Raw genomic sequence first — 24,904 nt, forward strand, 5'->3', positions numbered from 1 at the left:
CAGCTCATCCCCCCGCGAGATCGACGACCAGCGCCGCCAGCCGCCCGGCCGCGTCGGGGGAACCGGCGCTGCGAGCGGCTGCGGCGGCCCGCGCCAGGCCGGCCGGATCGCCGAGCATGGCCGCGAGGTCGCCCGCCAGGTTGTCCGGGGTGAACTCCGTCTGCATCACCAGCTTGGCCCCACCAGTGCCGGCCAGCGACCGGGCGTTCGCCGCCTGGTCCTGATCGAGGGCGCCCGGCAGCGGCACCAGGATCGACGGGCGGCCGATCGCGGCGAGCTCGGCCACGGTCGAGGCGCCGCCGCGCGACACCACCAGGTGCGCTGCGGCCATGTGCGCCGGCAGGTCCTTGAAGAAGGCCTCGATCTCGGCGTCGATGCCGAGGTCGGCATAGGTCTGCCGCACCCGAGCCAGGTCTTCCCTGCGCGCCTGTTGCACGATGGAAAGCCGGGCGCGGAGGGTGGGGTCGAGCCGGCCGATGGCGTCCGGTACGACATCCGACATCACCCTGGCGCCTTGGCTGCCGCCGAGCACGAGCAGGCGCAGCCGGCCGTCGAAGCCGGGATAGGGCAGCTTGGCCGCTTCGATCACCGCGGCACGCACCGGGTTGCCGGTATGGACGAGCTTGGCCCGGGCCGAAGCCTCGACCATGGCCACCTCGGGAAAGCCGGTGGCGATGCGGGTGACGCGGCCAGCGAGCAGGCGGTTGGCCCGGCCCATCACCGCGTTCTGCTCGTGGATCAGCGTCGGGATCTTGCGCCAGGTCGCGGCGATCAGCGGCGGCACGGTGGGGTAGCCGCCGAAGCCGACCACCACGGCCGGCCGGCTGCGGCCGAGCATGCGCCAGGCGGCCAGGGCGCCGCTGCCCAGCTTCCAGGCGGTGTTGGCCATGGCGAGCGGCGAGCGCGAGCGCACGGTCTCGGCGGGAATCGCATGGATCTTCCGCGCCGGGAACGAGCCGGTATAGGGCGCGCCGCGCTCGTCGGTGGCCAGCTCCACGCCCCAGCCGTATCGCGCCAGCGCGCCGGCCAGGGCCTCCGCCGGGAACAGGTGGCCGCCGGTGCCCCCGGCGCAGAGCAGGACGATCTTCTCGCTCACGCCGCCTCCGCCGCGAGCTCGTCCTCGCGTTCGCGGAAGCGCCAGGTCTGGGCCAGCACGTCCGAGCGCGGCCGGCGGCGGGTCAGCGCCAGCACCATGCCCATGGCATAGGCGACGGCGATCAGCGAGGAGCCGCCATAGGAGATGAAGGGCAGCGTCATGCCCTTGGCCGGCATCATGTGCAGGTTCACCATCAGGTTGATCGAGGACTGCAGGCCGAACAGCAGCGTCAACCCGGCGGTGGCGAAGCGGCAGAACGGATCCTCCAGCTTGTAGGCGTGCCAGAGGCCGCGCAGAACCACGAAGGCGAAGATCGCCACCAGCGCCATGCAGAACAGGATGCCGAACTCCTCGGCCGTGACCGCGCCGATGAAGTCGGTATGGCTGTCGGGCAGGATGCGCTTGACCGTGCCCTCGCCCGGCCCCTTGCCGAGCCAGCCGCCGCTCTGGAACGCCTCCATCGCGGTCTCCACCTGGAAATTGTCGGTGCCGTCCGGGTTGAGGAACTTGTCGATGCGCGCGGTGACGTGCGGGATCAGCACATAGGCGGCGGCGATGCCGACCACGCCGGCCCCGCCGAGGCCGATCACCCAGAACCAGTGCAGCCCGGCCATGAAGAACAGCGCGCACCAGACGATGGAGAGCAGCATGGTCTGGCCGAAGTCGGGCTGCAGGATCAGAAGCGCGGCGGAGGAGCCGAGCAGCAGGATGGCGAGGATGTTGCCCGGCACGTCGCGGCGCTTGACGCTCTCGGAGAACAGCCAGGCGGCGAGCACGACGAAGGCGGGCTTGAGGAACTCGGAGGGCTGGATGCCGAAGATCCAGCGGCGCGAGCCCTTGACCTCGACGCCGAACAGCAGCGTCGCCATCACCAGGCCCGTCGCGATCAGGAACACTACCAGCGAGACGCGCCGGATCGCCGGCGGCGACAGGAACGACATGCCGACCATGACGGCGATAGCGGGCGGGATGAAGATCGCCTGGCGGTTGACGAAGTGGAAGATGTCCTGGATGCCGATGCGCTCGGCGACCGCGGGGCTGGCTGCCAGCAGCAGCACCACGCCGATGAACATCAGGGCGAGCAGGGCCACCAGCATCAGCCGGTCGACGGTCCACCACCACTCGTTGAAGGCCGATCGTTCGGCGCGTGAGGCCATGATGCGGGTCTGCCGGCAGGAATTTGACCGGTCCAGTGGTGACTCCGTTAGGGTTTAGGAAGGGTTAAGCGCCGACCGCCGATCGGGCCGGAACAGCTTGACCACCCGTCCGTCCCGGCATTAGCGTGCCGACGGCCTGAACCCGTGGGGCCGGCTGAGGCTGTCACGCCCGATGAAGATGCGCCTGGCGCTGCTCGCTTTTCTCGTGTCCTTCGCCGCCAATTTCATCTGGCTCGGCGGGCCGCTGGACTGGCGCATGCCCCTGGCGGCGGTCGCCGCCTGGTATCTGGCCGACCTCCTGTCCGGCCTCATCCACATGTACATGGATTATCGTCCGGTCCCGCCGGGCAGCGGCCTGGCCGACGTCTACTTCTACAAGGGGTCGCACGATTCCGAGCATTATCACACCTTGAGGAAACAGGCCCTCGCCCGCGTCGGGCCCATCGACCGTCTCGCCTTCGACTTCAAGTTTCATCATCCGCGACCGGAAGTCCTGGGGCGGCGCAAGCTGATCTACCAGGTGAGGTCGACGGTGATCGTCCTGTCCCTGCCCTTTTCCGTCGAGCTGAATGCGGCCTGCCTGATCTGGCATGTTCCCAATTGGCTTGTCGCCGGAGCGATCGTCCTGATCGTCGCCGGCAGCCTCAGCCAATATTTCCACGGCTCCCTGCACCGGGAGAAGAATCCCTGGTTCATCCTCTTCCTGCGGCGGATCGGCCTGTTGATGACGCCTGCCGCGCACGCGGTGCACCACACCACGCTGGAACGGGACTTCAGCGTCATCAACGGCTGGTCGAACCCGCTGGTCAACGTCATCTTCCGCTTTCTCCTGCGGCGACATATCCTGAAGGAGGACGGTCTCGAGCCGACCTGACGGCCTTTCGGAGATCGCCTCTGCCCGTGACGCTGACCATCGCCGCCCTCGTCGAGCGCTTTCCGGATTTCCGCGTCGTCGTCCTGATCGCCGAGGGCCTGCGCCTGCCGGCGGGGCGCCCGGCCGAGCTCGAGGCCGAAATCGCCCGCCGCGAGACCGCGTGCCGCCGCGACCATGGCGGCCTGGAGCTCTCCGCCATCCCCGGGGTCGCGGCCTGGCGGGCGGCCTACAAGGGCTTCGGCATCAAGAAGACCAGCTACCGCTCCTCGGTCGAGCGCCTGGTCAAGCGCGTCACCGCCGGCGACCGGCTGCCGGCGGTCAACGCCTTCGTCGACGCCTACAACGCGGTATCGCTGCGCCACGTCCTGTGCGTCGGCGCCGACGATCTCGACCGCATCGCCCTGCCCGTCGCCTTCCGCTTCAGCGAGCCGGGCGACAGCTTTCTCGACATGGGGGCGGAAGCCGGCGAGGACGCCGAGGATCCGCCCAAGCCCGGCGAGGTCGTGCTGGCCGATACGCGCCACGTGCTCTGTCGCCGCTGGAACTGGCGCCAGGACCTGCGCTCGGCCATCACGCCCCGGACCCGGCGGGCGCTGGTCACCATCCAGTCGAACGGCTGGGGCGACGTCGAGGCCGCCGCGGCGGATCTGTCGGCCCTGGTCGCGACCCATTGCGGCGGGCGCGTCGCCATGGCCGTGGCGGACCGTGATGCGCCGGCGGTGACGATCGGGGATTAGGGGCCGGGAACCCCGCCGCGCTCGGCCGACCAGGCCGTCCGCAGGGCCGCGCCGCGGCCGTGGAAGTCGGCATCGAGCAGGGAGCAGGCGCGGATGCGGTCGGCGCGGAAATGGCGGAACGCCTGGCGCAGCTCGCACCAGGCGGCGATGGCGGTGACCTCGACATAGTAGATCACCGCGACCGGCAGCACGGTGCGCCGCGTCTGCCGCCCGGCCTCGTCGGCATAGGCGATGGCCAGCTTGCGCTCGTCGCGGATCGCGCGCCGCACCAGCCCGAGATCGACCCCCGCGGGCGCCGCCGCCCCCCAGGGCGAGACGTGGAGGCTCGGCGCCTCGATCGGCCGGCGGGCCTCGCGCGGCAGCACGCCGGCGATCTTGCCCTGCAGCGTGCCGGCCGCCTCCCTGAGGCCGCTGTCGCCGGTGCGCGCCAGCAGGCTGAGCGCCACCGCGAGGGCCTCGACCTCCTCGACGGTCAGCATCAGCGGCGGCAGGTCGTAGCCGGCGCGCATGACATAGCCGATGCCGGCCTCGCCGTGGATCGGCACCGAGATCGCCTGCAGCGAGGCGATGTCGCGATAGATCGTCCGCCGGGCGACCTCCAGCGTCTCGGCCAGCGCGTCGGCCGTCAGCGGCCTGCGGGCCGCGCGCAGGAGCTGAATGATCTCGAACAGGCGCGTCGTCCTTCGCATGCCGCCTCCGGGTATGCGCCATGCTGGCACGTCCCTGCTGACAGGGGCTGTCAGCTGCGATGCGCCGTGCCGACCGCCCCGATGCGGGGAATCCGCGGCCGCTCGCCACGAATGCATATACAACCAAGAGCGCAGGATACATATAAAACCAATATACTTGTCTGTATAGAACTCATACAAGATGCAGATCAAACAAGAATATGTAGCAAGATTTAACCATATGCTACCTTTAGGAAACATGAAACTATGAAAAAAAGCAATTCTATTGCATATTCACGGCATAAGTTGCTCGAGAAGCCGAACTCAGGCCCATAGTATACGTTGATATTGTATGGCGCCGGAAGGTTAAATCTCGTTCAGGAAGACCAGTCGACGCAGGGATGCGGGACTGACGATCGCGCAAGTTGCATGTGCAGGAGTCCAGCAGATGGCACGCGCAGGGCAGTGGAAATGCGGGCCTGCGATCCGCGCAGGACGTGAAGACAGCGGCACCGCCGCGGTGGAATTCGCCTTCGTGGCGCCGATCTTCCTGCTCTTTATGGTCGGCATCCTGTTCTACGGCAGCTATTTCGGCGCGGTCCACATGGTCCAGCAGATCGCGGCGGACGCGGCGCGGGCATCGGTCGCCGGCGTGACCGACACGGAGCGCGCCAGCCTGGCCCAGGCGCGGGCCACCAGCGACATCGCCGCGTTCTCGCTGCTCAATCCCCAGGGCGTCACCGTCCAGGTCAGCCAATCCACCGGCTCGGTGCAGGTCACCGTCACCTACGATCCGAGCTACCTGGCGGTCTGGCCCCTGGCCAAGCTGGTGCCGGCCCCGAGCGGGCTGATCACCCGCGTGAGCGCCATCGATGCCGGAGTGTGACGCCATGACCCATCTCCTGCGTCGCCTCGCGGGCCCGACGGCCCGGCGCTTCGCCCGCGACGAGCGCGGCTCCATCCTGATCCTGTCGGCCATCTTCATGGTGGTGTGCATCGCCTGCGGCGCCGTGGTCGTCGACCTCGCGAGCTTCTACCTGGCCAAGCGCCAGCTGCAGGCGGGCGCCGACCTCGCCGCCATCGCCGCCATCCGTTCGCCGAGCCGCGCCACCGCGGCGGTGTCGCAGACCGTCGCGAGCAACGGCCTGCCCACCACCACGACCTCGACCCTGGTGTGGGGCACCTATGATTCGACCCAGCCCATCGCCCAGCGCTTCTCGCCTCTGTCCTCGAACGCCGGTGCCAACGCCGCCCAAATCACGCTGCAGCGCGACGTGCCGATGATCTTCGGCCGCGCCTATTCGCCGAGCGGCAGCGTCCATCTCACGGCCATCGGCGTCGCCGCCCTCAGCAACGAGGCGACGATCAGCATCGGCTCGCGCCTGCTCAGCCTCAATGGCGGCGTGCTGAACTCGATGCTCTCCTCGCTCACCGGCTCGAGCATCTCGCTGCAGCTCGTCGACTACAACTCGCTGGCCAGCGCCAATATCGACCTCCTGAAGACGCTGTCGGCGCTCGGCAGCAACATCAACCTGACGGCCGGCACCTACAACCAGATCCTCAACAGCAACGTCACCGTCGGCCAGCTCGCCAACGCCATCGTCACCGCCAATCCGGGCCTCAGCCTCGCCGCCCAGCTCGCCCTGTCGACCCTCGGCTACCAGGCGGGAACCACGGCCAAGGTCACCCTCGCCCAGACCATCAATCTCGGCTCGATCGGCAATGCTGCGATCGGCGGGGCCTCGAACGTGATCTCCGTCGGCGTGCTCAACCTCATCCAGGAATCGCTTCTCGCCTCCAACGGCCAGAACCAGCTCGCCTTCAATCTCGGCGCCACCATCCCCGGCCTGCTCAACACCACCGTCACCATGACGGTCGGCGAGCGCCCGCAATGGCTGTCGACCGGTCCGGTGGGCACCATGGTGCGCACCGCCCAGATCCGCCTCCTGGTCAAGGCCACCGTCGGCGGCACGGCGGGCGCGCTGCTCGGCCTGCAGATCCAGGTGCCGGTCTATATCGAGGTGGCGACGGCGCAGGCCACCATCGCTTCCATGACCTGCGACGTGACGCAGGCGAACGGCGGAGCCACCGTGACGGTCGCGGCGCAGTCGGGCGTGGCCAAGGCCTGGATCGCCAACATCCCCGCCTCGCAGATGACGAACTTCACCTCCGATCCCGCGGCCACCCCGGCGAACCTCGTCACCGTCAGCCTGCTCAGCGGCGCGGTCGCGCTCAATATCGGGGCCTATGCCTACGTTGTGGTCGGCAGCCCCGCCAACAAGAACGTCACCTTCACCTCCGCCGACATCACCGCCGGCACGATCCAGACCATCACCTCGACCGGCCTGATCGGCAGCCTGGTCACCTCGCTGCTCGGCAACCTGCAGCTGACGCCCTCGCTCACCGTTCTCGGGCTTGATCCGCTCGGGCTGCTCGCCGCCGCCGCCCAGCTCCTGGTGCAGCCGATCCTCCAGACCCTGACCCAGACCCTGGCCACGCTGATCAGCCCGGTCGACGGCCTGGTCAGCAATGTCCTGCAGACCCTCGGCCTCGGCCTCGGCCAGGCCGACCTCCAGCTGCTGGCCGCCAATTGCGGCCAGGCCCGCCTGGTGATGTAGACCCGATCGGGCTGGCGCGGATTGCCGCACCGCGCCAGCCTGCTCCGGAACGCTGCTGACAGGGCCCTGTCAGCAGCGTTCCGGTAACCTTCCCCTCATGCTCGGGCCATCTTGCCGGCCCGCATCGAGGGCGACACCATGCAGGACCATCCGGCGCTCGCGCCGTTCGAGACCGCCTCGAGCCGCTACGAGGCGGTCTTTCTCGTTTCCTTCCAGGCGCCGGAGGACGAGGCGGAGGCGATCCTCGATCGCCTGGCGGCCGTCGATCCCCTGGTGCTCGGCGCCTATGACCGCTGCAGCTGGCAGTCGGCGCCGGGGCTGGAGCGCTACCGGCCGCGACCGGGCGCCATGGCCGGCGCCGAGGAGGCGCTGCGCCGCCGGCCCGGCATCGTCGAGGTCTCGTTTCAGATCGGCCGCGACCCCGAGCGCCTGGCGCGGGTGGTCGAGGCCATCGCCGCAGCCCATTCCTACCAGGAGCCGGTCGTCCTGATCCGCGAGGCCCTGGCCAGCCGCGCCAAGGGCGGCGATGCCGACAATCCGAACCGCTGGTGGAACCGGGGCGGCGACTGGAAGGACGCCGCGCCGTGAGCGTCCTGGCGACAGCGGCACGCACCGCCGCCGAGCAGCGGCGCCTCGGCCTCCTCCTCGTCACCCTCTCGGCGGTCGCCTGGAGCACGGCCGGCTTCTTCACCCGCCTGATCCCGCTCGACGCCTGGACCATCCTGTTCTGGCGCGGCCTGTTCGGCGCGGCGACCGGCTTCGTCTTCGTGCTGGCGCAGGAACGCGGCGGCAGGGACGGCGGCTTTTGGCGGGTCTTCGTGGCGATGGGCTGGCCCGGCGCCGTCTTCACTTTCCTTTCCGCGCTCGGCATGGCCGCCTTCCTCGGCGCGCTGAAGCTGACCACGGTGGCGCATGTGGCGATCATCTATGCCACGGTGCCCTTTGCCGCCGCGGCGCTCGGCTGGCTGGTCCTGCGCGAACGCGCGCCTCCGGCGACCCTGCTGGCGAGCGCGATCGCCCTGCTCGGCGTCGGGGTGACGGTCTGGGGCGGGGCCGGCGAAGGCGGCCTTGCCGGGGATGCGCTCGCTCTGGCGATGACGCTGCTGATGGCGGCGATCATCGTCGTCCGCCGTGCCAACCCGGCGGTCCCGCTGGTGCCGGCCGCCTGCCTGTCGGCGCTGGCCAGCACGTTCATCAGCCTGCCCTTCGCCGCGCCGCTCGCCGCCGACGGGCGTGACCTCGTCGCCCTCGCCCTGTTCGGCATCAGCAACATGGGCGTCGGGCTGATCCTCTTCGTCATCGGCGCCCGTTTCATCCCGGCGGCGCAGACCGCGCTGATCGGCGCTCTCGACACGCCGCTCGCCCCGCTCTGGGTCTGGCTCGCCTTCGGCGAGACGCCGGGCGCGGCGGCCATCCTCGGCGGCATCGTGGTGTTCGCGGCCGTGATCGGCCATATCCTGGTCGAGCAGTTGCGGCGCGGGCGCGGATAATTCGGCGGCGGGCCGGCCGGAGGGCTTGCCGAGCCTCGCCACGGGCCCATGTCTCCTGGCGGCGTCCGGAGAGCGGCGCCGGAAAAAGAGGATCGGTCCATGGCAGAACTCGACGCGGCGAAATCCGGTTCCTTCCGCATCGGCGGCGACATCGCGGTCCATCGCCTCGGCTTCGGCGCGATGCGCGTCACCGGCCGCGGCATCTGGGGCGAGCCGGCCGATCGGGCCGAGGCGCTCCGCACGCTGCGGCGCCTGCCCGATCTCGGCGTCACCTTCATCGACACCGCCGATTCCTACGGTCCGGACGTGTCCGAGGAGCTGATCCGCGAGGCCCTGCATCCCTATCACGGGCTCTTGATCGCCACCAAGGCGGGCCTGACCCGCACCGGACCGGACCAGTGGATTCCGCTGGGGCGCCCGGACTACCTCATCCAGCAGGCCCACAAGAGCCGCCGCCGCCTCGGCGTCGAGCAGATCGGCCTGTGGCAATTGCACCGCATCGACCCCAAGACGCCGCGGGACGAGCAGTTCGGCGCGGTGAAGGCGCTGCTCGACGACGGCGTCATCCGCCATGCCGGCCTCAGCGAGGTCTCCGTCGCCGAGATCGAGGCCGCCGCGCAGGTGTTCCCGGTCGCCACGGTGCAGAACCGCTACAACCTGGTCGACCGCGCCAGCGAGGATGTCCTGGACTATTGCCAGAAGCACGGCATCGGCTTCATCCCCTGGTATCCGCTGGCAGCCGGCGACCTCGCCCGGCCCGGCTCCCTGCTCGACACCATCGCCCGCCGGCATGGTGCCGCACCGAGCCAGATCGCGCTCGCCTGGGTGCTCAAGCGCAGCCCGGTGATGCTGCCGATCCCCGGCACGTCGAAGGTTTCCCACCTCGAGGAGAACGTCGCGGCCGCCGACATCGTGCTGTCGGACGAGGACTTCGCCGCCCTCGACCGCGAGGGCCGGGCCCATGCCGGGACCTGAGCGGGAGCGACGCCCGCCCCTTCGCCTGGCTGGAGTGTGACCGAGCCATGCCGCACGACCTGCCCTTCGCCGCGGTGCTGCGCCTCGGCGACGTCGCCCTTCTCCGGCCCGCCCTCGAAGCCGAGCTGGGCCTCGCGCTCGATCGGTACGAGCCGGCGCGGCAAGGCCCCCTGCACCATGCCCAGGCAAGCTTCGAGCTGGAGACAGAGGGGTGGACGGCGCTCGCCGCCTGGCTCGGGCAGGTCGGACCGCCGCTCCGCCGGCTGCGCGAGCGCTCGGCGGTCGGCTCCGCGGCGCTCGACCTTGCCATCGCCTTCCGCCAAGGCGCCGTCGCGGCTTCGGCGCTGATCCCTGCGACGGTCGCCGAGGCGGCCGGCCGGCACGGGATCGACCTCGAGCTCTCCGTCTACCTCACCAGCGACGAGGACCGGCGGGACGCTCCGTGACATCCGCGGCGCATCAACTCGCCGTGATCCCGTGCGCCCGGCGTAACCGCGCCCGCGCCCTCGGCGTATCGATGGTCGGGCGCGCCGTGCGCCCGGCCGATCGGGAGGGCGGAGCATGCCGACACGTCGACAGATCTTGCAGGGTGGCGCCGGCCTCGCCGCGCTGGCCGCCGGCTGGAGCGGCGCCCGCGCCGCGGCCGCCGAGGATCGCGTCGTCCGCAGCGATGCGGACTGGCGTCGGATCCTGACGGCGGACCAATATGCGATCCTGCGCCAGGACGGCACCGAACGCCCGTTCACCAGCCCGCTGCTGCACGAGGAGCGGGCCGGCGTCTTCGCCTGCGCCGGCTGCGGGCTGGCCCTGTTCTCCTCCAGCACGAAATTCGACAGCGGCACCGGCTGGCCGAGCTTTTGGGCGCCGCTCGACGGTGCCGTCGCCACGCATCGCGATACGTCCTTCGGCATGGTGCGCAACGCCGTGAGCTGTCGGCGCTGCGAGGGCCATCTCGGCCATGTCTTCGACGACGGCCCGAAGCCGACGGGCCTGCGCTACTGCATGAACGGCGTGGCGCTGAGCTTCGTCCCGGGCACGGCCTGAGCCTCCGCCAAGCAGCTTCTCGTGGCTTCAGCCACGACTTTATTTTGCATTTTCCATGCAAAATAAAGGCTGCTCAGACTGACAGGTCTAAGCAGGTTCGGGAGAACCTGCTCAGGCGCCCCTGATACGGATGCCGTGCGCCTGCGCCCAGCGGCGCAGGATGCTCGCCTCGTCGGGACGCACCGCCCGGTTGGCATAGCCGCGGATCTGAACCACCTCGTCAGAGGCATTCATCTCCAGCGTCAGCACCCGTTCGACGCCGGCATAGGCCCGTTTCCTGACCGACCAGATGGAGCAGGCGCCGCTCATGCAGCGCTGCTTGTAGGTATAGACGCAGTGGTGCATGCGGTTGCCCTCCTCCGCCAGCTCCCGCCCCGTCTTGACCTGCCTCACGCTCCAGATGACTTGCTCGTGGGGCCGCAGCCTCTCGCCGACCGTGCAGGACCAGTCCGGAATGGCGGAGCCGTCCCACTGCCCCTCCCCGACCCGCCGCGTCCGCGCGAGGTCGCGATGCCATTGCGCCATCTGCGCCCTGAGCGAGCCGAGCGTGCGCCCCTTCAGGCTGTAGGCGGCGCTCCGGGCGTGACGGGCGTCCAGATAGTCACAGAGATCGTCGATCTCGGTCAGATCCGTTGGATGCGCGCAGAAGAAGCGGGCCACCTCGCGCCAGAACGGCGTCACCGCATCGCGCGCCACCTTGCTGCGGGCAATGCGCAGCGCCAGCCCGAGATCGTCGGTGTAGGAGCGCGCGACCGCGTGCCAGAGCGCCTCCCGGAAGGACAGGCTGACCGGCGGCGCCAGGAAGCGGTGCGTCTCCTTGCGGCTGAGGACGTCGCTGGTGCAGCTCCTGTAGAGCGACCGCCCCTGCGCGACCTCGATGTACCAGGTCTTGCGCCGCGTCCGTTCGGCTGGGTCGAGGGGCTCGCCCAGCCAGACGCGCTCGAGATGCGGCGGCACGGGATAGATGGCGAAGACGTGCCGGGCGAGCGCCAGGGCGATCCTGCCGGCGTCACGGGTCTTGATCCTGGCGGGCCAATCCGAAACCTCACGGATGGCGTTGCGATTGAAGCCCCGCAGGACTTCGCGCGCGATGGCGGCGACGCACGAGCCCTGCGCCGGCCGCGGCTGCTTCAGGACGGCGTCATACCGCGCAATGCGTTCGCGCTCGGCAGCCTGCCGCTGCTGGATGCGCTTGCTGGACATGATGATCGGACGACATGGAACAATGGACGATACCGCTCTTGCTGGGAGCGGAGGCGATGGCGTGCAGTCTTGGCTTTGCGCGTTCCATCGTCGTTCACCGCCGTCCGTTAGGGGAGGCGCTGTCTATACCTGTCGTCGGATGATCTCAAGCCGATTGTTTGGGGCATCTCGGCGGCAAGCAATCGAAGCGGCAGAAATGCCACGCATCACGGCCGGCGGCCGTATCGATCGTGGCGATAGCGACGAGAAGCTGCTCAGGCAGCCGCCTTCTCCACCCGCGGCCGCAGCCCCAGGAGATGGCAGATGGCGTAGACCAGGTCCGCCTTGTTCATGGTGTAGAAGTGGAACTCGCTGACGCCGCGGTCGACCAGGTCGAACACCTGCTCGGCCGCCACCGCCGCCGCCACCAGCTTGCGGGTCGCGACATCGTCGTCGAGGCCCTCGAAGCGCTCGGCCAGGCGCCTGGGCACCGAGGCGCCGGCGCGCTCGGCGAAGCTGCGCACCTGCTTGAAGTTCTGCACCGGCACGATGCCGGGCACGATCGGAATGTCGATGCCGGCCTCGCGCACCCGGTCGACATAGCGCAGGTAATGCTCGTTCTCGAAGAAGAACTGGGTGATGGCCCGGCTGGCGCCGGCATCGACCTTGCGCTTGAGGATGTCGATGTCGAAATCGAGCGAGGGGCTCTCCGGGTGCTTCTCCGGATAGGCCGAGACCGACACCTCGAAATCACCGACCGCGCGGATGCCGGCGACGAGATCGGCGGAATGGGCGTAGCCCCCCGGCGTCGGCTCGTAGCGCTGGCCGACGCCGCCCTGCGGATCGCCGCGCAGCGCCACGACATGGCGCACGCCGGCCTCGTGATAGCCGCGGATCACCGCGTCGACCTCGGCCTTGGTGGCGCCGACGCAGGTCAGATGCGCCGCCGGCTTGAGGTCGGTCTCGCGCACCATGCGCGCCACCGTGCCGTGGGTGCGCTCGCGCGTCGTGCCGCCGGCCCCGTAGGTGACGGAGACGAATTCCGGCGCGAGCGGCGCGAGGCGGTCGACCGCGTCCCAGAGCACGGCTTCCATCTCGTCGTTCTTCGGCGGGAAGAACTCGAAGGAGACGCGGATACCCCCGCGCGAAGGCAAGGCGTGACCAGCCATCAGGCAACCTCCCGGCCGAGCGGCAGAACATCGGACTGGACGCGCGGATCGCATCCCACCCAGATCGAAACGGTGAGCCGTGTCGGCCCTTCCCCGGCCTCGACGACGCGGTAGGCCTGGGGCTGCAGCTTCGCCGCCTCCAGCCAATGGTCGATGGTCTCGCGGGAGAAGCCGAGGCGGCGATGAGCGAAATCCTCGCGCAGGAACTCCAGCTCGTGCGGCGCGAAGTCGACGATGACGAGGCGCCCGCCCGGCCGCAGCGCCCGGGCCGCCTCGCGCAGGGCCCTGGCGCCGTCGTCGAGATAGTGCAGCACCTGGTGGATGATCACGAGGTCGTAAGCGCCCGGCTCCACCGGCAGGGCGAAGAGGTCGCCCTGGCGCACCATGGCGTTGCGCACGCCGGCCCGCTCAAGGTTGGCGCGGGCGACGCTCAGCATCTCGGCGCTGGCATCGACGCCCACGGCCCGCACCGCCAGCGGCGCGAACAGCTCGAGCATCCGCCCGGTGCCGGTGCCGAGGTCGAGCAGGGCCTGCACCGGCCTGGCGCCGATGGTCTCGCGCAGCGCCGCCTCCACCGCCTCGTCCGGGGCGTGCAGGGCGCGGATCTGGTCCCAGTCCTCGGCATGCTTGCGGAAATAATCCGCCGCCTCGGCGGCGCGGGCGCGCCGCACCTCGACGAGGCGCGAGCGGTCGCGGGCGAGGTAGCGGTCGCTGCGGTCGAGCCGCTGCAGGATCGAGCCCAGGATGTCGGCCTTGAGCGTCCCTTCGGTCAGCCGGAAGAAGGCCCAGGCGCCCTCGCGGATGCGCTCGACCAGCCCCGCTTCCATCAGGAGCTTCAAATGGCGCGAGATGCGCGGCTGCGACTGGCCGAGAATCTCGGTCAGGTCGGAGACGTTGAGCTCCCCTTCCGCCAGGATCGCCAGGAGGCGCAGGCGCGTCGGCTCCCCCGCCGCCTTGAGGGCGGCGAGCACGATGTCGAAGGGAGCGACGTCGGCCATGCCTCGCATCTCTCGAAGAAACACATAAAGATATGTTTATGCGAGTTTCCGAAAGATGCAAGGATTTTGTCGCCGCCGCGACGTCCAGGACAGCGAAAACGACACGGGCATCCGCAGGCCGCCACGCCCCTTGGATCAAGCCGCGCAGATCGAGGAAGAGCAAGATATGGTTTTCGCGCCCCCGTCCCGCCGCGTCCCGGCCAGGCCCTTGCGGATCACGATGGCCCGAGGATCTCCGGCAGCATGGCGCGGGCGATCGGCCTGAGGCGCTCCGCCTCGGCGCGATCGATCCAGCGATAGGGCCGGCGCAGACGCGTGCCGACCGGCGCCCAGGCGCCGACGGCGGCAAGCAGCTTGTCGAGCGCCGCGTTGGAATAGCCGCCGTCGCGGCGGAACGGCACGACATGCTCGTCCATGAAGGCCTGCAGCCGACGCTCGACATCGAGCGCGCCGGCGAGATCGTCGGCCATCTGCCGGGTCCAGCGCTGGGCTCCGGCCGGGCTGAGGCAGGCCACGTTGGAGAAGGCGCCCGCCGCCACCCCTTCGCGCATGCCGGTGGCGAGGTGATGGCCGGGAACGTAGAGAGCAATGCCGGAAAGATGCGTGCGGGCCTCGGCATACCAGGCGACGTCGCCGTCGCCGAGCTTGACCCCGACGACGTCGGGCACCTGCGCCAGGACGGCAGCCAGCTCCGCCGGCGCCAGCACCCGCTTGGCGTGCGGCGGGTTGTAGAGGATCAGCGGCACGCCGGCTGCCGCCTCGGCCGCCATCACGAGGAAGTCGACGGCCTCGGGCTCGCTCACCGGCCACCAGTCCGGCAGCACCACCTGGATGCCGGCCGGCGCCAGAGTCGCCGCCCGGCGCACCCGCTCCAGCGACAGGCGCGGGTCGGGCTGGCAGGCGCCGACGACGAAGGGCATGCCCGCGCGACGGCAGCGCTCGGCCAGCAGCTCCTGGATGGCATCGAACTCCACCTCGGTCTGGTTGTGGAACTCGCCGGCCGTGCCATTGGAATAGATACCGTCGACATCCGCGGCGATCAGGACGTCGATCTCCTCCGCCAGCCCGGCGAAGTCGATGCCGTCGTCGGCGTCGATGGGCAGCAGCAGCGTCGCCCAATTGCCCGATATCGCGTGCCGCGTCCCCGGCCGATCGACCATGTCACCCTCCCGGACAGCGCCGGCTGTCCCCGGCTTGCGGAGACGAGGGATATCCTACAAGTTCGTCTCGAGAAAGGGGCGGCAAGTTGCCGCCGCCTATCCCGGCCAGACCCATTGCTCCGGCACGCGCACGTCGAGCGCATCGCCGGCCGCGATCCGACCAGCCTTGTCGACAGTGGCGACCACGCCGCGCAGGCGCCGCGACACCTCGACGAAGCGGAAATCGAGCCGCTCGCCACCCTGGTGGCGCGCCAGCTCGGCGCCGGCGATGCGGCAGGGGGCGTTCTGGTCGGTGATCGCCAGCGCCGCGCCGGAGGGGAAGAACAGCCGCGTGCCGCGCGGGATCATCGAGAAGGCGGGCAGGCCCGCGACGGCGAGGTTGGCGCCGAGCCATTCCGGCTCGACCTCGGCGATGCCGAGCGCCGCGGCGATCTCGGCGAGCTCCTCAATCGAGACGATGGAGAGCTGGCGCTCGTTGTGGATGGGGTCGCCCCGCTTGAACCAGGGCACGCGCACGTCGGCGGGCCGGACGAAGCCGGCATGGCGGTCGCCCGGAATGCCCTCCAGCGTCAGCTCGATGGCCTCGACCCGGCGCGTGGCGATCTCCTCGCCCTGCCCGACCGCCAGCGACACCGCCCTCGCCTTGCGCTTGATCACCGGCGCGATCGCGATCTCGGTCCCGAACCGCCTGCCCTCGTCCGCCATGGCCCGCTCCCTGCTGACAGGAATCATGCCCGACGCCGGGCCCGGCCGCCATCGCAAAACGCTGATGCAGCGGCCACATCCGTTGATGGACGGCCCTTATCGGCGGGCGAGGATGAACAGGCGCGGGAAGGCCAGCAGCACCTTGCCGTCGGCGCGCGGGGGATAGGCCTCGGCGATCCTGGCGAGGTAGGCGGCCAAGAAGCCGGCGCGCTCCTCGTCGTCCAGCGGATCGATGAAGGGCCTGAGCCCCGTCGCCCGCACCCAGTCGACGATCGCCGCCGCATCCGTCATCGGATGGTGGTAGGTCGTGCGCCAGACGTCGACGGCAGCGGCCCGCGATGCCAGCAGGTCGTAATAGCCGCCGGCCGGCAGGATCCTCTCGCGCAGGCGGGTGGCATCGCCGAGCTTGGCCGCCCAGGGCCCGTCCGCGGCGGTCTCGCGCATGGCGCGGTGGCTGGGCTCGTCGAGATTGTCCGGCATCTGCACGGCCAGCACCCCGCCGGGCGCCAGCCCCTCCATCAGCCGCGGAAACAGGGTCTCGTGCCCGGTGACCCATTGCAACACGGCATTGGCGAAGATCACATCCACCGGCTCGTCGGGCCGCCAGCTCGCCACGTCGGCCTTGAGGAAGCGGGCCTTGGGCAGGCGTTCGCGCGCCGCGGCGAGCATGTTCTCCGATGTGTCGATGCCGACCAGCGCCGCGTCCGGCCAGCGCTCGGCCAGGAGCTCGGTCGAATTGCCCGGCCCGCAGCCGAGATCGATCACCCGCGCCGGCGCCGGCGCCGGCACCTGGGCGAGCAGGTCGCGGGCCGGCCGCGTGCGCTCGTCCGCAAAACGCAGATAGAGGGAAGCGTTCCAATCCTTCATCGCAACCTCGCTCGGTCCGGCCGCCGCTCGCCCGTCGCGGCACCCTGCGCCATGATGGCCGAGTCGCCCCTGCCGTTCGAGGCGCAATCAGCCGCATGTCCGCCCCCGCGCCCGTCAGGCCGGCATGGCCAGAGCCGCGGCGAGCACGGCATCGCGCCCCGCGGCATAGTCGGCGAAGGTCGTCTCCACCCGGAGGTCGGGCGCGAGCGAGATGCCGCGCGGGCCGAGGGCTGCGGTCGGCCAATAGCAGGAGTCGAGGCCGGCGCAGCCCCGCTCGTAGTCCTCCAGCCTGGTGCTGTAGACGACCGTGATCCCGGAATGGGGTAGCGTCCGCGTGCCGATCTCGGCCCAGAAGCGGCCGCCGTCGCCCATCGGCTCGCCGACGAAGCGCACCTTGCCCGGCTCGGCTCCCTTCAGCATCGCCGCCGTGACCAGCGCCGCCGAGAAGGTGCCGCGGCCGATCAGGACGAACACCCGGCCGCCCTCGGGCATCAGCTTCGGCAGCGCCTGCGCGAACAGCAGCGTGTCGAAGAAATTGCCGCCATTGTTGAAGCGCAGGTCGACGACGACGGAGCGCGGCCGACGCGGCACGACCTGCCCCTCGATGACGCCGAACAGCAGCCGCTGGTCGAGCGGCTCCTTCTCGCGGCTGCGGATATAGTTGCTCCTGATGTAGAGGACATCGTTCCCGCGCCCGATCCACCGGGTCGAGAGGTCCACCGGCCTGGCATAGGCGGGAGGGCGGTCGGCGAGGTCGTCGAGCGCATGGAGCCAGCGGCCCGGCATGTCGCGGCCGTCGGGCATCAGCACCGACCAGGCGCTGACCACCGGATCGTGGCCGTCGCCGGGGTCGGGCGCATCCGGCGCGCCGAGCCGGACGAGGTCGCTTCCCCCGCTGCGCAGGCGCACCGCCAGCGACACCTCCTCCGCTGCGGCGACGGCACCGATGCGGCGCAGCACCGCGGGGCTGGTGAGATAGGCGGCGCTCAGGCAGAGCACCCGCTGGTCGGTGCCCGAGACGAACGGGGTGAGGCGCGCGAGCGCCTCCTCCGGCGTCAGGGTCCCGAGCTTCTCGATGCGGGCACCGAGCACGTGCGAGGCCTGCGGGTGGGCGCGGACGATGAACAGGCCGTCGGCGAACCACCAGGCCCTGACCGGCAGGTCGCCGAGCAGGCGCCCTACCATGGCCACGGTGTGGCCGTTGCGCGGGATCGCCACCGCCCGCATGACCTCCAGGGCGAGATCCGCGGTCGACATCCCGTCCGCCGCCGCCATCGCCTGCGCGACGGCCTCGTCGAAGCGCCGGCGCTGCGCCTCGTCGAAGCTGCGGTCGAGCGGCGCCCATTGCGCCCGGAGAAACGCCAGGTCCTCGCGGATCTCGGCCGGCGTCAGGGCCGGAGGCGGCTTTGCGATCGTGTCCGGCCGGGCAAGGCGCGGCATCGCCATGCCCGCGAGGACGGCCGAGGCTGCGCACAGCCATTGGCGGCGGTTCAGACGCATGGGCGTGTCCGGCCGGCAAGTCCCCCGGTGCGCAGGTTAGGCGAGACGGATGGCCCATGCCAGGGCCCCACGCTTCCCCGAGGACGCGGCTTGCGGTATTACTTCAGCCTGCGGGTAATACGAGGTGCCCATGGCAACGGCTGTCACCGTCAAGGGTCAGGTCACATTGCCGAAGGCGGTGCGCGAGGCGGCCGGCATCCGGCCCGGCGACTATGTCGAGGCGCGCGCCACGGCCCTCGGCACGGTGGTGATCGAGAAGACGCGCACCGACGCGCTCGGCCGCATCGAGCACAGCCTGGAGGAGCTGCGCAGGCGCGGCATCTTCGCCAGCATGAGCGCCGAGGAGATCCTGCGCCTGACGCGGGAGGAAGAATGACGCTCGTCGACAGCGACGTGCTGCTCGACCTGTTCTTCCGGGATCCGGTCTGGTTCCACTGGTCGAAGACCATGCTGGCGCGCCGCTCGGAGACCGGGCCGCTCGCCATCGTCGACGTCACCTTCAGCGAGGTCGCCATCGGCTTCGGCCAGGCCGCCGACGTCGACCTGGCGCTGGAGGCGCTCGCCATCGCGCGCATGCCGATGACCAGCGAGGCCCTGCACGCCGCGGCCCAGGCCTTCAAGCGCTACCGCGCCGCCGGCGGCCGGCGTGGCGGCGTGCTGCCGCATTTCCTCGTCGGCGCCTGCGCCCAGACCGCCGGCCTGCCGATCCTGACGCGCGACCGGCGCTATGCCGAGCATTTTCCGGGTGTCGATCTGATCGCCCCGTGAGGGGAAAATTGGCCCGCCGACACGGTTGCTATTTGTGCTCGCCCTCTCCGCCGTCATGGCCGGGCTTGACCCCATAGGCGCTAAGATAAGGTCCACCGGGAGGCAAATATCGCGCTGTGCGTGACGCGCCTTTGTAAGATTTGCGCGACGCCTGTGCCCTCCCTCCCCCTTGTGGGGAGGGATAAAGGGTGGGGGTCGTGGGCAGAGGTCTCGACATATCCTGATGGACCCCCACCCCTAACCCCTCCCCACAAGGGGGAGGGGATTGATCGACGTCGCGCCCAACTGGCTACTGCGTTCTTAACTTAGCGCCTATGGGGCTTGACCCGGCCATCCACGCGAACACGACGATAGCCTTTGCGTCCCCGGTGCCTTTCTCCTCGACGGCCGGTGGTCGCCGCGCAATCGAATTCGATTGCGCTGGGATGGGCGGATCGAGTCCGCCCATGACGGTTGCGCGTGGGGCAACCGTCGCCGTCCATACTGCACGCCTCTCTCCCGCGACGGGCTCTACCCTTGCACCAACACTCGGCCTGGTTCGCCCTCGGTCGACACGAGGCGCCCTACCCCCCTGCCGCGTTCCCTTCCCGCGTCACCACCATGCGGACCGCGAGAACCGCCACCGTGATCAGGATCAGGATCACCGAGATGGCGGCGATGGCCGGGTCGATATTGTCGCGCAGGCCCATCCACATCTGGCGCGGCAGGGTGATGGCATTGACGCTGGTGACGAACAGCGTCACGCCGATCTCCTCCCAGGAGAGGACGAAGGAGAGCAGCAGCGCCGTGATGACGCCGAACTTGATGTTGGGCAGGATCACCATGAACACGCGCTGGGTCAGCGAGGCGCCGAGGCCGCGGGCGGCGAGGTCGATGCGCCGGTCGACCTGGGCCAGCGCCACCAGCACCAGCACCACGGCGAAGGGCGCGATCATCACCGTGTGCGCCAGCACCACGCCGAGCCAGGTGTCGTAGCCGACGAGGTCGTTGACCTTGGAGAGCGCCGTCAGGAGGAAGTAGAGCGTCATGGCCGAGACGACCGGCGGCACGATCATCGGCAGGAGCACGAAGCCGACCAGAACCGCGGCGAAGCGCGGCTGGAACATCCAGATGCCGAGCCCGAAGGCGAGCGCCAGGGCGGTGGCGCAAAGGCTCGACACCACGCCGATGCGCAGGCTGAGGAGGATGCTGTGGCCCCAGTCGGGATTGTCGATCAGCGCCTGGTAGTGGCGCAGCGACCAGGAGCCCGACGGCATCGACAGGAAGCGCGCCGGCGTGAACGACACCGGCACGACGGCCACGATCGGCAGCAGCAGGAACAGGGCGACGAGGGCCGCCAGGAGGAGGGCGAAGAGTCCGGGGCGGGCCTGCTTCATCGTCAGCGCACCATGCTCGAGGGCCGCACGAAGCGGAACAGGAGCGCCATCAGGCCGCCGACGATCAGCACCAGCACCACGCTGATCGCGGCGCCCAGGCCCCAGTCCGGGCTCTGGAACATTCTGAGATACACCAGCTCCGCCACCATCACGCTGCGCCCGCCGCCGAGGATGGCGGGCGTGATGAAGAAGCCGAGCGAGAAGACGAAGACGATCAGGGCCGCGCCGATGATGCCGGCCGCCGTCATCGGCACGAACACCGTCCAGAAGATGCGCAGGCGCGAGGCGCCGAGGCCGCGGGCCGCCAGCAGCACCCGCTCGTCGAGGTTGCGCATGGCCGAGGCCAGCGGGAACACGGCGAAGGGGATGAGGAAATGCGTCATGCCGATGATGACGCCGAGCTCGTTGCGCACCAGCGTCAGCGGCTCGGCGATCACCCCCGCCGCCTGCAGCCAGGTGTTGATCAGGCCGCGGTTCGACAGGAGCGCCACCCAGCCGAAGGCCCGCGTCAGCACCGAGATCCAGAACGGCACCAGGATGCAGAACTCGGCGAAGCGCCGCTGGCCCGGCGAGCCGCGCACCCAGACATAGGCGATGGCGTAGGCCGCGGTCACGGCGAGGGCCGTCACCGCCGCGCAGATGCGGAAGGTGCGCACGAACACCGACTGCACCAGCGGGTCGGTCAGCACCGCGCCGTAGCGCCCGAGCCCCGGCTCCGGCAGCGTGAAGCTCCACTGCACCACGCCGAGGAACGGCACGGCATAGGCGAGGCCGAGGAAGAGGAGCAGCGGCCCGAGGAGGGCGATGGGGCGCAGGGCCATGGGGTGGCTCCCTGGTTAGCGGTCGGAAGGCCCGCACGATCCCGAAGCCTCGGCCAGATCGAGCGCCGCCTCACTCGATCTGAGGCTCGACATCGGCGTCATGGCCGGGCTTGTCCCGGCCATCCACGCGAACACCCCGAACGTCGAGATCGCGTGGATGGGCGGATCAAGTCCGCCCATGACGGTCGCGGTTCGAACATGGTCCTGGAAATACGGCCGGTCTCGTGCCCGGAAAGCTATGCCGGCCGGGAGAGCGGCCCTTCCCTCACGCCGAGATGATCTTGGTATATTCGTCCAGCGCCTTGCCGTAATTCTCCGCATACCAGTTCATGTCGAGCGGGATCTGCTTGGCCATGTTGGCGGGGTCGACCGGGTTGATGCGCTTCTTGTCGGCCGGGATCAGGGCGTCGGTCGCCGGGTTGGCCGGGCCCTGGCCGAGCTCGTTGAAGATGACGAGCTGGCGCTGCGGGTCCTGGGCGCTGGCGATGAACTTCATCGCCGCTTCCTTGCCGCCGGGATTGCCCTTGATCACGGCCATGGCGCCCGGCGAGATCAGGCCCTGGTCCCATATGAACTTGATCTGGCCGCCGGAATCCTGTTCCAGCAGCGAGGCGCGGGTCGACCAGATCAGCGCCATCGAGGCCTCGCCGTTGAGCAGCACCGACTGGCTCTCCGCCCCGCCGCCCCAATAGGACACGACGTTGTCCTTGAAAGCGGCGATCTTGTCGTGCGCCCGCTTGAGATCGAGCGGGTAGAGCTTCTCCGGCGCGACGCCGTCGGCGAGCAGCGCCGCCTCCCACATGGCGGCGCCCCATTTGTAGAGCGAGCGCTTGCCCGGGAACTTCTTCACGTCGAAGAAGTCGGCCATGCCGGTCGGCGGGCTGGAGCCGAACTTCGAGGCGTCGTAGGCGATGATGTAGGAGAAGAAATAGGTCGAGGCGGCATAGTCCCAGCCGAAGCCCGGACGCATCTTGGCCTTGTCGACGATCGTGTAGTCGATCGGCTCCACCATGCCCTGCTTGCCCAGCGAGATCGCCGAGAACGGGTCGGCGTCGACGAGATCCCAGGTCGGCTTGCCGCTCTTGTACTGCGCCGTGATGGCGCCCTCCGTCGGGCCGGAGCCGTCCATCTTGACGGTGATGCCGGTCTCCTTGGCGAAGGGTTGGCCATAGGCCTCGTCATAGGCCTTGATCGCATCGCCGCCCCAGTTGACGAACACCAGCTCCTTGGCCTGAGCCGACGCGCCGCCGGCGCGCAGCAGCACCGGCGCGCCGCCGAGGATCATCGCCGCGAGCTGCGTGAAGCGCCGGCGGGTGAGCTCGCCCCGCGCGACCTTGTCGAACAGGATCTCGAGGCAGTCTTTCTGGAAGGCGTGGTCCATGGGGAACTCTCTGGCTGGCTTGGTTGCCGGGTCTTACTCTCCGCCCGGAAGGAGGAATCCCTGGTCGGCCGCCCAGGTCGCCCAGACCGGCGCGCCGGGGGCGAGGCTGGCCGCCGCCGTGCTGGTCGGCACGGTGACGCTGAGCGGCGTGCCGCCTGGCGTGACGAGGTCGAGGCGCGTCGCCCCGCCGAGATAGGTGCTGCCGGCGACCGTCGCCGGCAGGGCGTTGCGGTCCATGGGCTGCTGCAGCGACAGCGCCATGTGCTCGGGCCGGACCGCCAGCGTCGCCGCCGGGCCGTAATTGCGCCGCGTGCCGCGCACGCCGACCGCCATCGCCTCGCAGCGCCCGACCGAGCCGCCGGCGCCGTCGGCGGCGATGTCGGTCAGCGGCAGGAGATTGATCTGGCCGAGGAACTCGGCGACGAAGCGGCTCTCCGGCCGCTCGTAGACCGCCTGCGGCGCGCCGACCTGCAGCACCTCGCCATGGTTGAAGATCGCCACGCGTGACGAGAGCGCGAGAGCCTCCGACTGGTCGTGCGTGACGAAGACGAAGGTCGTCCCCGTCTCCTTGTGCAGGCGCTTGACCTCGGCCTGCATCATCTCGCGCAGGGTCTTGTCGAGGGCGGAGAACGGCTCGTCGAGCAGCAGCACCGCCGGCTCGAACACCAGCGCCCGCGCCAGGGCGACGCGCTGCTGCTGGCCGCCGGAGAGCTGGGAGGGCAGCTTGCGGGCATGGCCGGAAAGGCCGACGCGCTCGATCATCGCGCCGACGCGGCGGCGGACCTCCTCGGCCGGGCGCCCGCGCACCTTGAGCGGAAAGGCGATGTTGGCCTCCACGCTCATATGCGGGAACAGGGCGTAGCCCTGGAACACCATACCGTAATTGCGCTCCTCGGCCCGGACATGGGTGATGTCGCGCCCGTCCGCCATCAGCCGGCCCAGGCTCGGCTCGAGGAAGCCGGCCAGGATCATCAGGAAGGTGGTCTTGCCCGAGCCGGACGGGCCGAGCAGCGTCAGGAACTCGCCGCGGCCGATGGTCAGCGACAAGTCCTTCAGCGCCCGGAACGTGCCGAACGTCTTGCCGATGCCTTCAGCCCTGATCTCGACGGCGTGCCCGCTCGACGACATGGATATCCCTGATACGACGGTCGAAACCTAGGCAGAGCGGATGCGGCGGACAACCGAATTGTTTTCGCCTAGCCGACAAACCAAATTCACCGCAGCTGCCCAGGGCGTGGGCAGGCCCTGCCGCGATCACGGGCGCGCAGCCACCTCGGCGTCGGTCTGGGCCATCAGCGAGGACAGCCAGTCCGCGAAGGCCCTGAGGCCGGGGTGGCCGGCCTTGGCGTGCTCGGCCACCAGGAAATAGGAGCGGGTCGACTTGATCGCCGCCTCGAAGGGGCGCACGAGCTGACCGGCGCGCATGGCCGATCGGCAGGTGAGCTCGTCGCCCATGGCGATGCCCTGCCCGGCCGTCGCCGCGGCGAACACCAGGTTCATGTCGGAGAAGACGATGCCGCACTCGGTGTCGGGATTCTCCACCCCGGTCAGGGTGAGCCAGCGCGTCCAGTCCTCGAAGTCGCCGAGATGCAGGAGCGGCGCCGCCAGCACGCCGGCCGGCTCGGCCAGGCCGCCGATCTTGTTGAGCAGCACCGGGCTGCACAGCGGCGTGAACTCCACCTCGCAGAGCAGCTCGACCGCCCGGTTCGGCCAGTTGCCGTCGCCGAAGGCCACGAAGATGTCGACGTCGGGGTTGCTCACGTCGTCGAGCCGGCGGGGCGTGACGATGCGCAGCGACACGCCGGGATAGAGGTCCTGGAAATCGGCGACATGGGCGCACAGGAACAGCGAGGCGAAGCCGGGCGTGCAGCTCACCGTGAGCATGCCGCCGACGCCGCGGTCGCCGTGCTGGACCGCGGCGTCGCCGATCACGGTCAGGGCCTTGCGCACCTGGTTGGCATAGTAGCGCCCGCGCGCCGTCAGCGCCGCCCCCTTGCCCGCCCGCTCCATGAGGGCAAAGCCGAGGTCGCGCTCGAGCAGCCGCAGCTGATGGCTGACGGCGCTGCGGGTGAGATGGAGCTCCTCCGCCGCCCGCCAGACGCTGCCGTGGCGGGCGAAACTGTCGAGGGCGCGCAGGGCCTGCGTCGAGGGAATCCGCATTCGATGCCGGTGAGGTGAAGCAAATTTGCCGGAAGCGGAAAAACATATCACTTTTTTGGCGGGAGGATCACAGCTTAACTCTTCCCAGGATTTCAAGCTCGGCGAAGGGACGTCCGCAGATAGGGACTCGCCCCTTTCCGCCCTCATGGCCGGGCTCG

26 protein-coding genes are annotated in these 24,904 nt (G+C 69.8%); 11 read left to right on the forward strand and 15 right to left on the reverse strand.

The genetic code is table 11. From position 1 onward, the window contains the following. Positions 1-4: 4 nt before the first annotated feature. Together murG and QO011_RS23200 are read right to left on the reverse strand one after the other, a co-directional pair. Positions 5-1,096, reverse strand: coding sequence for an undecaprenyldiphospho-muramoylpentapeptide beta-N-acetylglucosaminyltransferase (gene murG, locus QO011_RS23195; protein ID WP_307277135.1), 1,092 nt, complete (start codon positions 1,094-1,096; stop codon positions 5-7). After that, the gene (locus QO011_RS23200) at positions 1,093-2,253 is read right to left on the reverse strand and encodes an FtsW/RodA/SpoVE family cell cycle protein (RefSeq protein WP_307277137.1); all 1,161 of its coding nucleotides are present in this window, start codon (positions 2,251-2,253) and stop codon (positions 1,093-1,095) included. The genes murG and QO011_RS23200 overlap by 4 nt, the downstream gene beginning before the upstream one ends. A gap of 172 nt (positions 2,254-2,425) precedes the next feature. Here QO011_RS23200 and QO011_RS23205 point away from each other — a divergent pair, with 172 nt between their 5' ends. Next, positions 2,426-3,127: a fatty acid desaturase CarF family protein gene (locus QO011_RS23205; protein ID WP_307277140.1), complete on the forward strand. Its 702-nt coding sequence runs from the start codon at positions 2,426-2,428 to the stop codon at positions 3,125-3,127. A 26-nt stretch (positions 3,128-3,153) separates the two neighbouring features. After that, positions 3,154-3,864 carry a B3/B4 domain-containing protein gene (locus QO011_RS23210; protein WP_307277143.1) on the forward strand — a complete coding sequence of 237 codons (711 nt, stop codon included), beginning with the start codon at positions 3,154-3,156 and terminating at the stop codon, positions 3,862-3,864. On the opposite strand, the gene QO011_RS23215 is transcribed toward QO011_RS23210, so the two are convergent. Then, entirely contained in the window at positions 3,861-4,553 is a 693-nt protein-coding gene (locus QO011_RS23215; protein ID WP_307277146.1) for a helix-turn-helix transcriptional regulator, read from the reverse strand. The genes QO011_RS23210 and QO011_RS23215 overlap by 4 nt on opposite strands. Positions 4,554-4,980: 427 nt before the next feature. Here QO011_RS23215 and QO011_RS23220 point away from each other — a divergent pair, with 427 nt between their 5' ends. The 7 genes from QO011_RS23220 to msrB all read left to right on the forward strand — a co-directional run bounded on the left by QO011_RS23220 (position 4,981) and on the right by msrB (position 10,659). Next, a complete protein-coding gene (locus QO011_RS23220; protein ID WP_307277148.1) occupies positions 4,981-5,418 on the forward strand; it encodes a TadE family protein in 438 nt (145 codons plus the stop codon). A gap of 4 nt (positions 5,419-5,422) precedes the next feature. After that, entirely contained in the window at positions 5,423-7,150 is a 1,728-nt protein-coding gene (locus QO011_RS23225; RefSeq protein ID WP_307277151.1) for a pilus assembly protein TadG-related protein, read from the forward strand. Positions 7,151-7,288: 138 nt separating this feature from the next. Continuing rightward, on the forward strand, positions 7,289-7,738 hold the full coding sequence (locus QO011_RS23230; RefSeq protein WP_307277154.1) for a YqfO family protein: 450 nt from the start codon (positions 7,289-7,291) through the stop codon (positions 7,736-7,738). Then, positions 7,735-8,640 (forward strand): DMT family transporter, encoded by a 906-nt coding sequence (locus QO011_RS23235; protein WP_307277156.1) that lies wholly within the window; start codon positions 7,735-7,737, stop codon positions 8,638-8,640. The genes QO011_RS23230 and QO011_RS23235 overlap by 4 nt, the downstream gene beginning before the upstream one ends. 99 nt (positions 8,641-8,739) lie before the next feature. Then, the gene (locus tag QO011_RS23240) at positions 8,740-9,615 is read left to right on the forward strand and encodes an aldo/keto reductase (RefSeq protein ID WP_307277158.1); all 876 of its coding nucleotides are present in this window, start codon (positions 8,740-8,742) and stop codon (positions 9,613-9,615) included. Between the two features lie 47 nt (positions 9,616-9,662). Then, the gene (locus tag QO011_RS23245) at positions 9,663-10,061 is read left to right on the forward strand and encodes a hypothetical protein (RefSeq protein ID WP_307277161.1); all 399 of its coding nucleotides are present in this window, start codon (positions 9,663-9,665) and stop codon (positions 10,059-10,061) included. 115 nt (positions 10,062-10,176) lie between these two features. Next, positions 10,177-10,659 carry a peptide-methionine (R)-S-oxide reductase MsrB gene (gene msrB / locus QO011_RS23250; protein ID WP_307277163.1) on the forward strand — a complete coding sequence of 161 codons (483 nt, stop codon included), beginning with the start codon at positions 10,177-10,179 and terminating at the stop codon, positions 10,657-10,659. 111 nt (positions 10,660-10,770) lie between these two features. Here msrB and QO011_RS23255 read toward each other — a convergent pair whose 3' ends face one another. The 7 genes from QO011_RS23255 to QO011_RS23285 form a co-directional block, all read right to left on the reverse strand. Next, positions 10,771-11,862, reverse strand: a complete 1,092-nt coding sequence (locus QO011_RS23255; RefSeq protein WP_307277166.1) for a PcfJ domain-containing protein — start codon at positions 11,860-11,862, stop codon at positions 10,771-10,773. A 254-nt stretch (positions 11,863-12,116) separates the two neighbouring features. Beyond that, complete coding sequence (gene metF / locus QO011_RS23260; RefSeq protein ID WP_307277168.1) at positions 12,117-13,010, reverse strand: methylenetetrahydrofolate reductase [NAD(P)H]; 894 nt, start codon at positions 13,008-13,010, stop codon at positions 12,117-12,119. Then, the gene (locus QO011_RS23265; RefSeq protein WP_307277170.1) at positions 13,010-14,008 is read right to left on the reverse strand and encodes an ArsR/SmtB family transcription factor; all 999 of its coding nucleotides are present in this window, start codon (positions 14,006-14,008) and stop codon (positions 13,010-13,012) included. Before QO011_RS23265 ends, metF begins: the two co-directional genes overlap by 1 nt. 215 nt (positions 14,009-14,223) lie before the next feature. After that, complete coding sequence (locus tag QO011_RS23270; RefSeq protein ID WP_307277172.1) at positions 14,224-15,168, reverse strand: dihydrodipicolinate synthase family protein; 945 nt, start codon at positions 15,166-15,168, stop codon at positions 14,224-14,226. Between the two features lie 96 nt (positions 15,169-15,264). Then, the gene (locus QO011_RS23275; RefSeq protein WP_307277176.1) at positions 15,265-15,873 is read right to left on the reverse strand and encodes an MOSC domain-containing protein; all 609 of its coding nucleotides are present in this window, start codon (positions 15,871-15,873) and stop codon (positions 15,265-15,267) included. A 96-nt stretch (positions 15,874-15,969) separates the two neighbouring features. After that, positions 15,970-16,740, reverse strand: coding sequence for a trans-aconitate 2-methyltransferase (gene tam, locus QO011_RS23280; RefSeq protein ID WP_307277178.1), 771 nt, complete (start codon positions 16,738-16,740; stop codon positions 15,970-15,972). A 114-nt stretch (positions 16,741-16,854) separates the two neighbouring features. Next, complete coding sequence (locus QO011_RS23285) at positions 16,855-18,240, reverse strand: S41 family peptidase (protein ID WP_307277181.1); 1,386 nt, start codon at positions 18,238-18,240, stop codon at positions 16,855-16,857. Positions 18,241-18,370: 130 nt separating this feature from the next. On the opposite strand from QO011_RS23285, the gene QO011_RS23290 reads away from it, so the two are divergent. Then, positions 18,371-18,616 carry an AbrB/MazE/SpoVT family DNA-binding domain-containing protein gene (locus tag QO011_RS23290; protein ID WP_307277183.1) on the forward strand — a complete coding sequence of 82 codons (246 nt, stop codon included), beginning with the start codon at positions 18,371-18,373 and terminating at the stop codon, positions 18,614-18,616. Beyond that, positions 18,613-19,008, forward strand: coding sequence for a type II toxin-antitoxin system VapC family toxin (locus QO011_RS23295; RefSeq protein ID WP_307277186.1), 396 nt, complete (start codon positions 18,613-18,615; stop codon positions 19,006-19,008). The genes QO011_RS23290 and QO011_RS23295 overlap by 4 nt, the downstream gene beginning before the upstream one ends. Positions 19,009-19,571: 563 nt before the next feature. Here the strand turns inward: QO011_RS23295 and QO011_RS23300 are convergent. The 5 genes from QO011_RS23300 to QO011_RS23320 form a co-directional block, all read right to left on the reverse strand. Beyond that, a complete protein-coding gene (locus QO011_RS23300; protein WP_307277188.1) occupies positions 19,572-20,384 on the reverse strand; it encodes an ABC transporter permease in 813 nt (270 codons plus the stop codon). 2 nt (positions 20,385-20,386) lie between these two features. Beyond that, positions 20,387-21,205, reverse strand: coding sequence for an ABC transporter permease (locus tag QO011_RS23305; protein ID WP_307277193.1), 819 nt, complete (start codon positions 21,203-21,205; stop codon positions 20,387-20,389). A gap of 265 nt (positions 21,206-21,470) precedes the next feature. Continuing rightward, the gene (locus QO011_RS23310) at positions 21,471-22,586 is read right to left on the reverse strand and encodes an ABC transporter substrate-binding protein (protein ID WP_307277196.1); all 1,116 of its coding nucleotides are present in this window, start codon (positions 22,584-22,586) and stop codon (positions 21,471-21,473) included. Between the two features lie 33 nt (positions 22,587-22,619). Beyond that, positions 22,620-23,714 carry an ABC transporter ATP-binding protein gene (locus QO011_RS23315; protein ID WP_307277198.1) on the reverse strand — a complete coding sequence of 365 codons (1,095 nt, stop codon included), beginning with the start codon at positions 23,712-23,714 and terminating at the stop codon, positions 22,620-22,622. Positions 23,715-23,840: 126 nt separating this feature from the next. After that, positions 23,841-24,746, reverse strand: a complete 906-nt coding sequence (locus QO011_RS23320; protein ID WP_307277202.1) for a LysR substrate-binding domain-containing protein — start codon at positions 24,744-24,746, stop codon at positions 23,841-23,843. Positions 24,747-24,904 lie beyond the last annotated feature (158 nt).

This window comes from Labrys wisconsinensis (assembly GCF_030814995.1).
Lineage (GTDB): Bacteria > Pseudomonadota > Alphaproteobacteria > Rhizobiales > Labraceae > Labrys > Labrys wisconsinensis.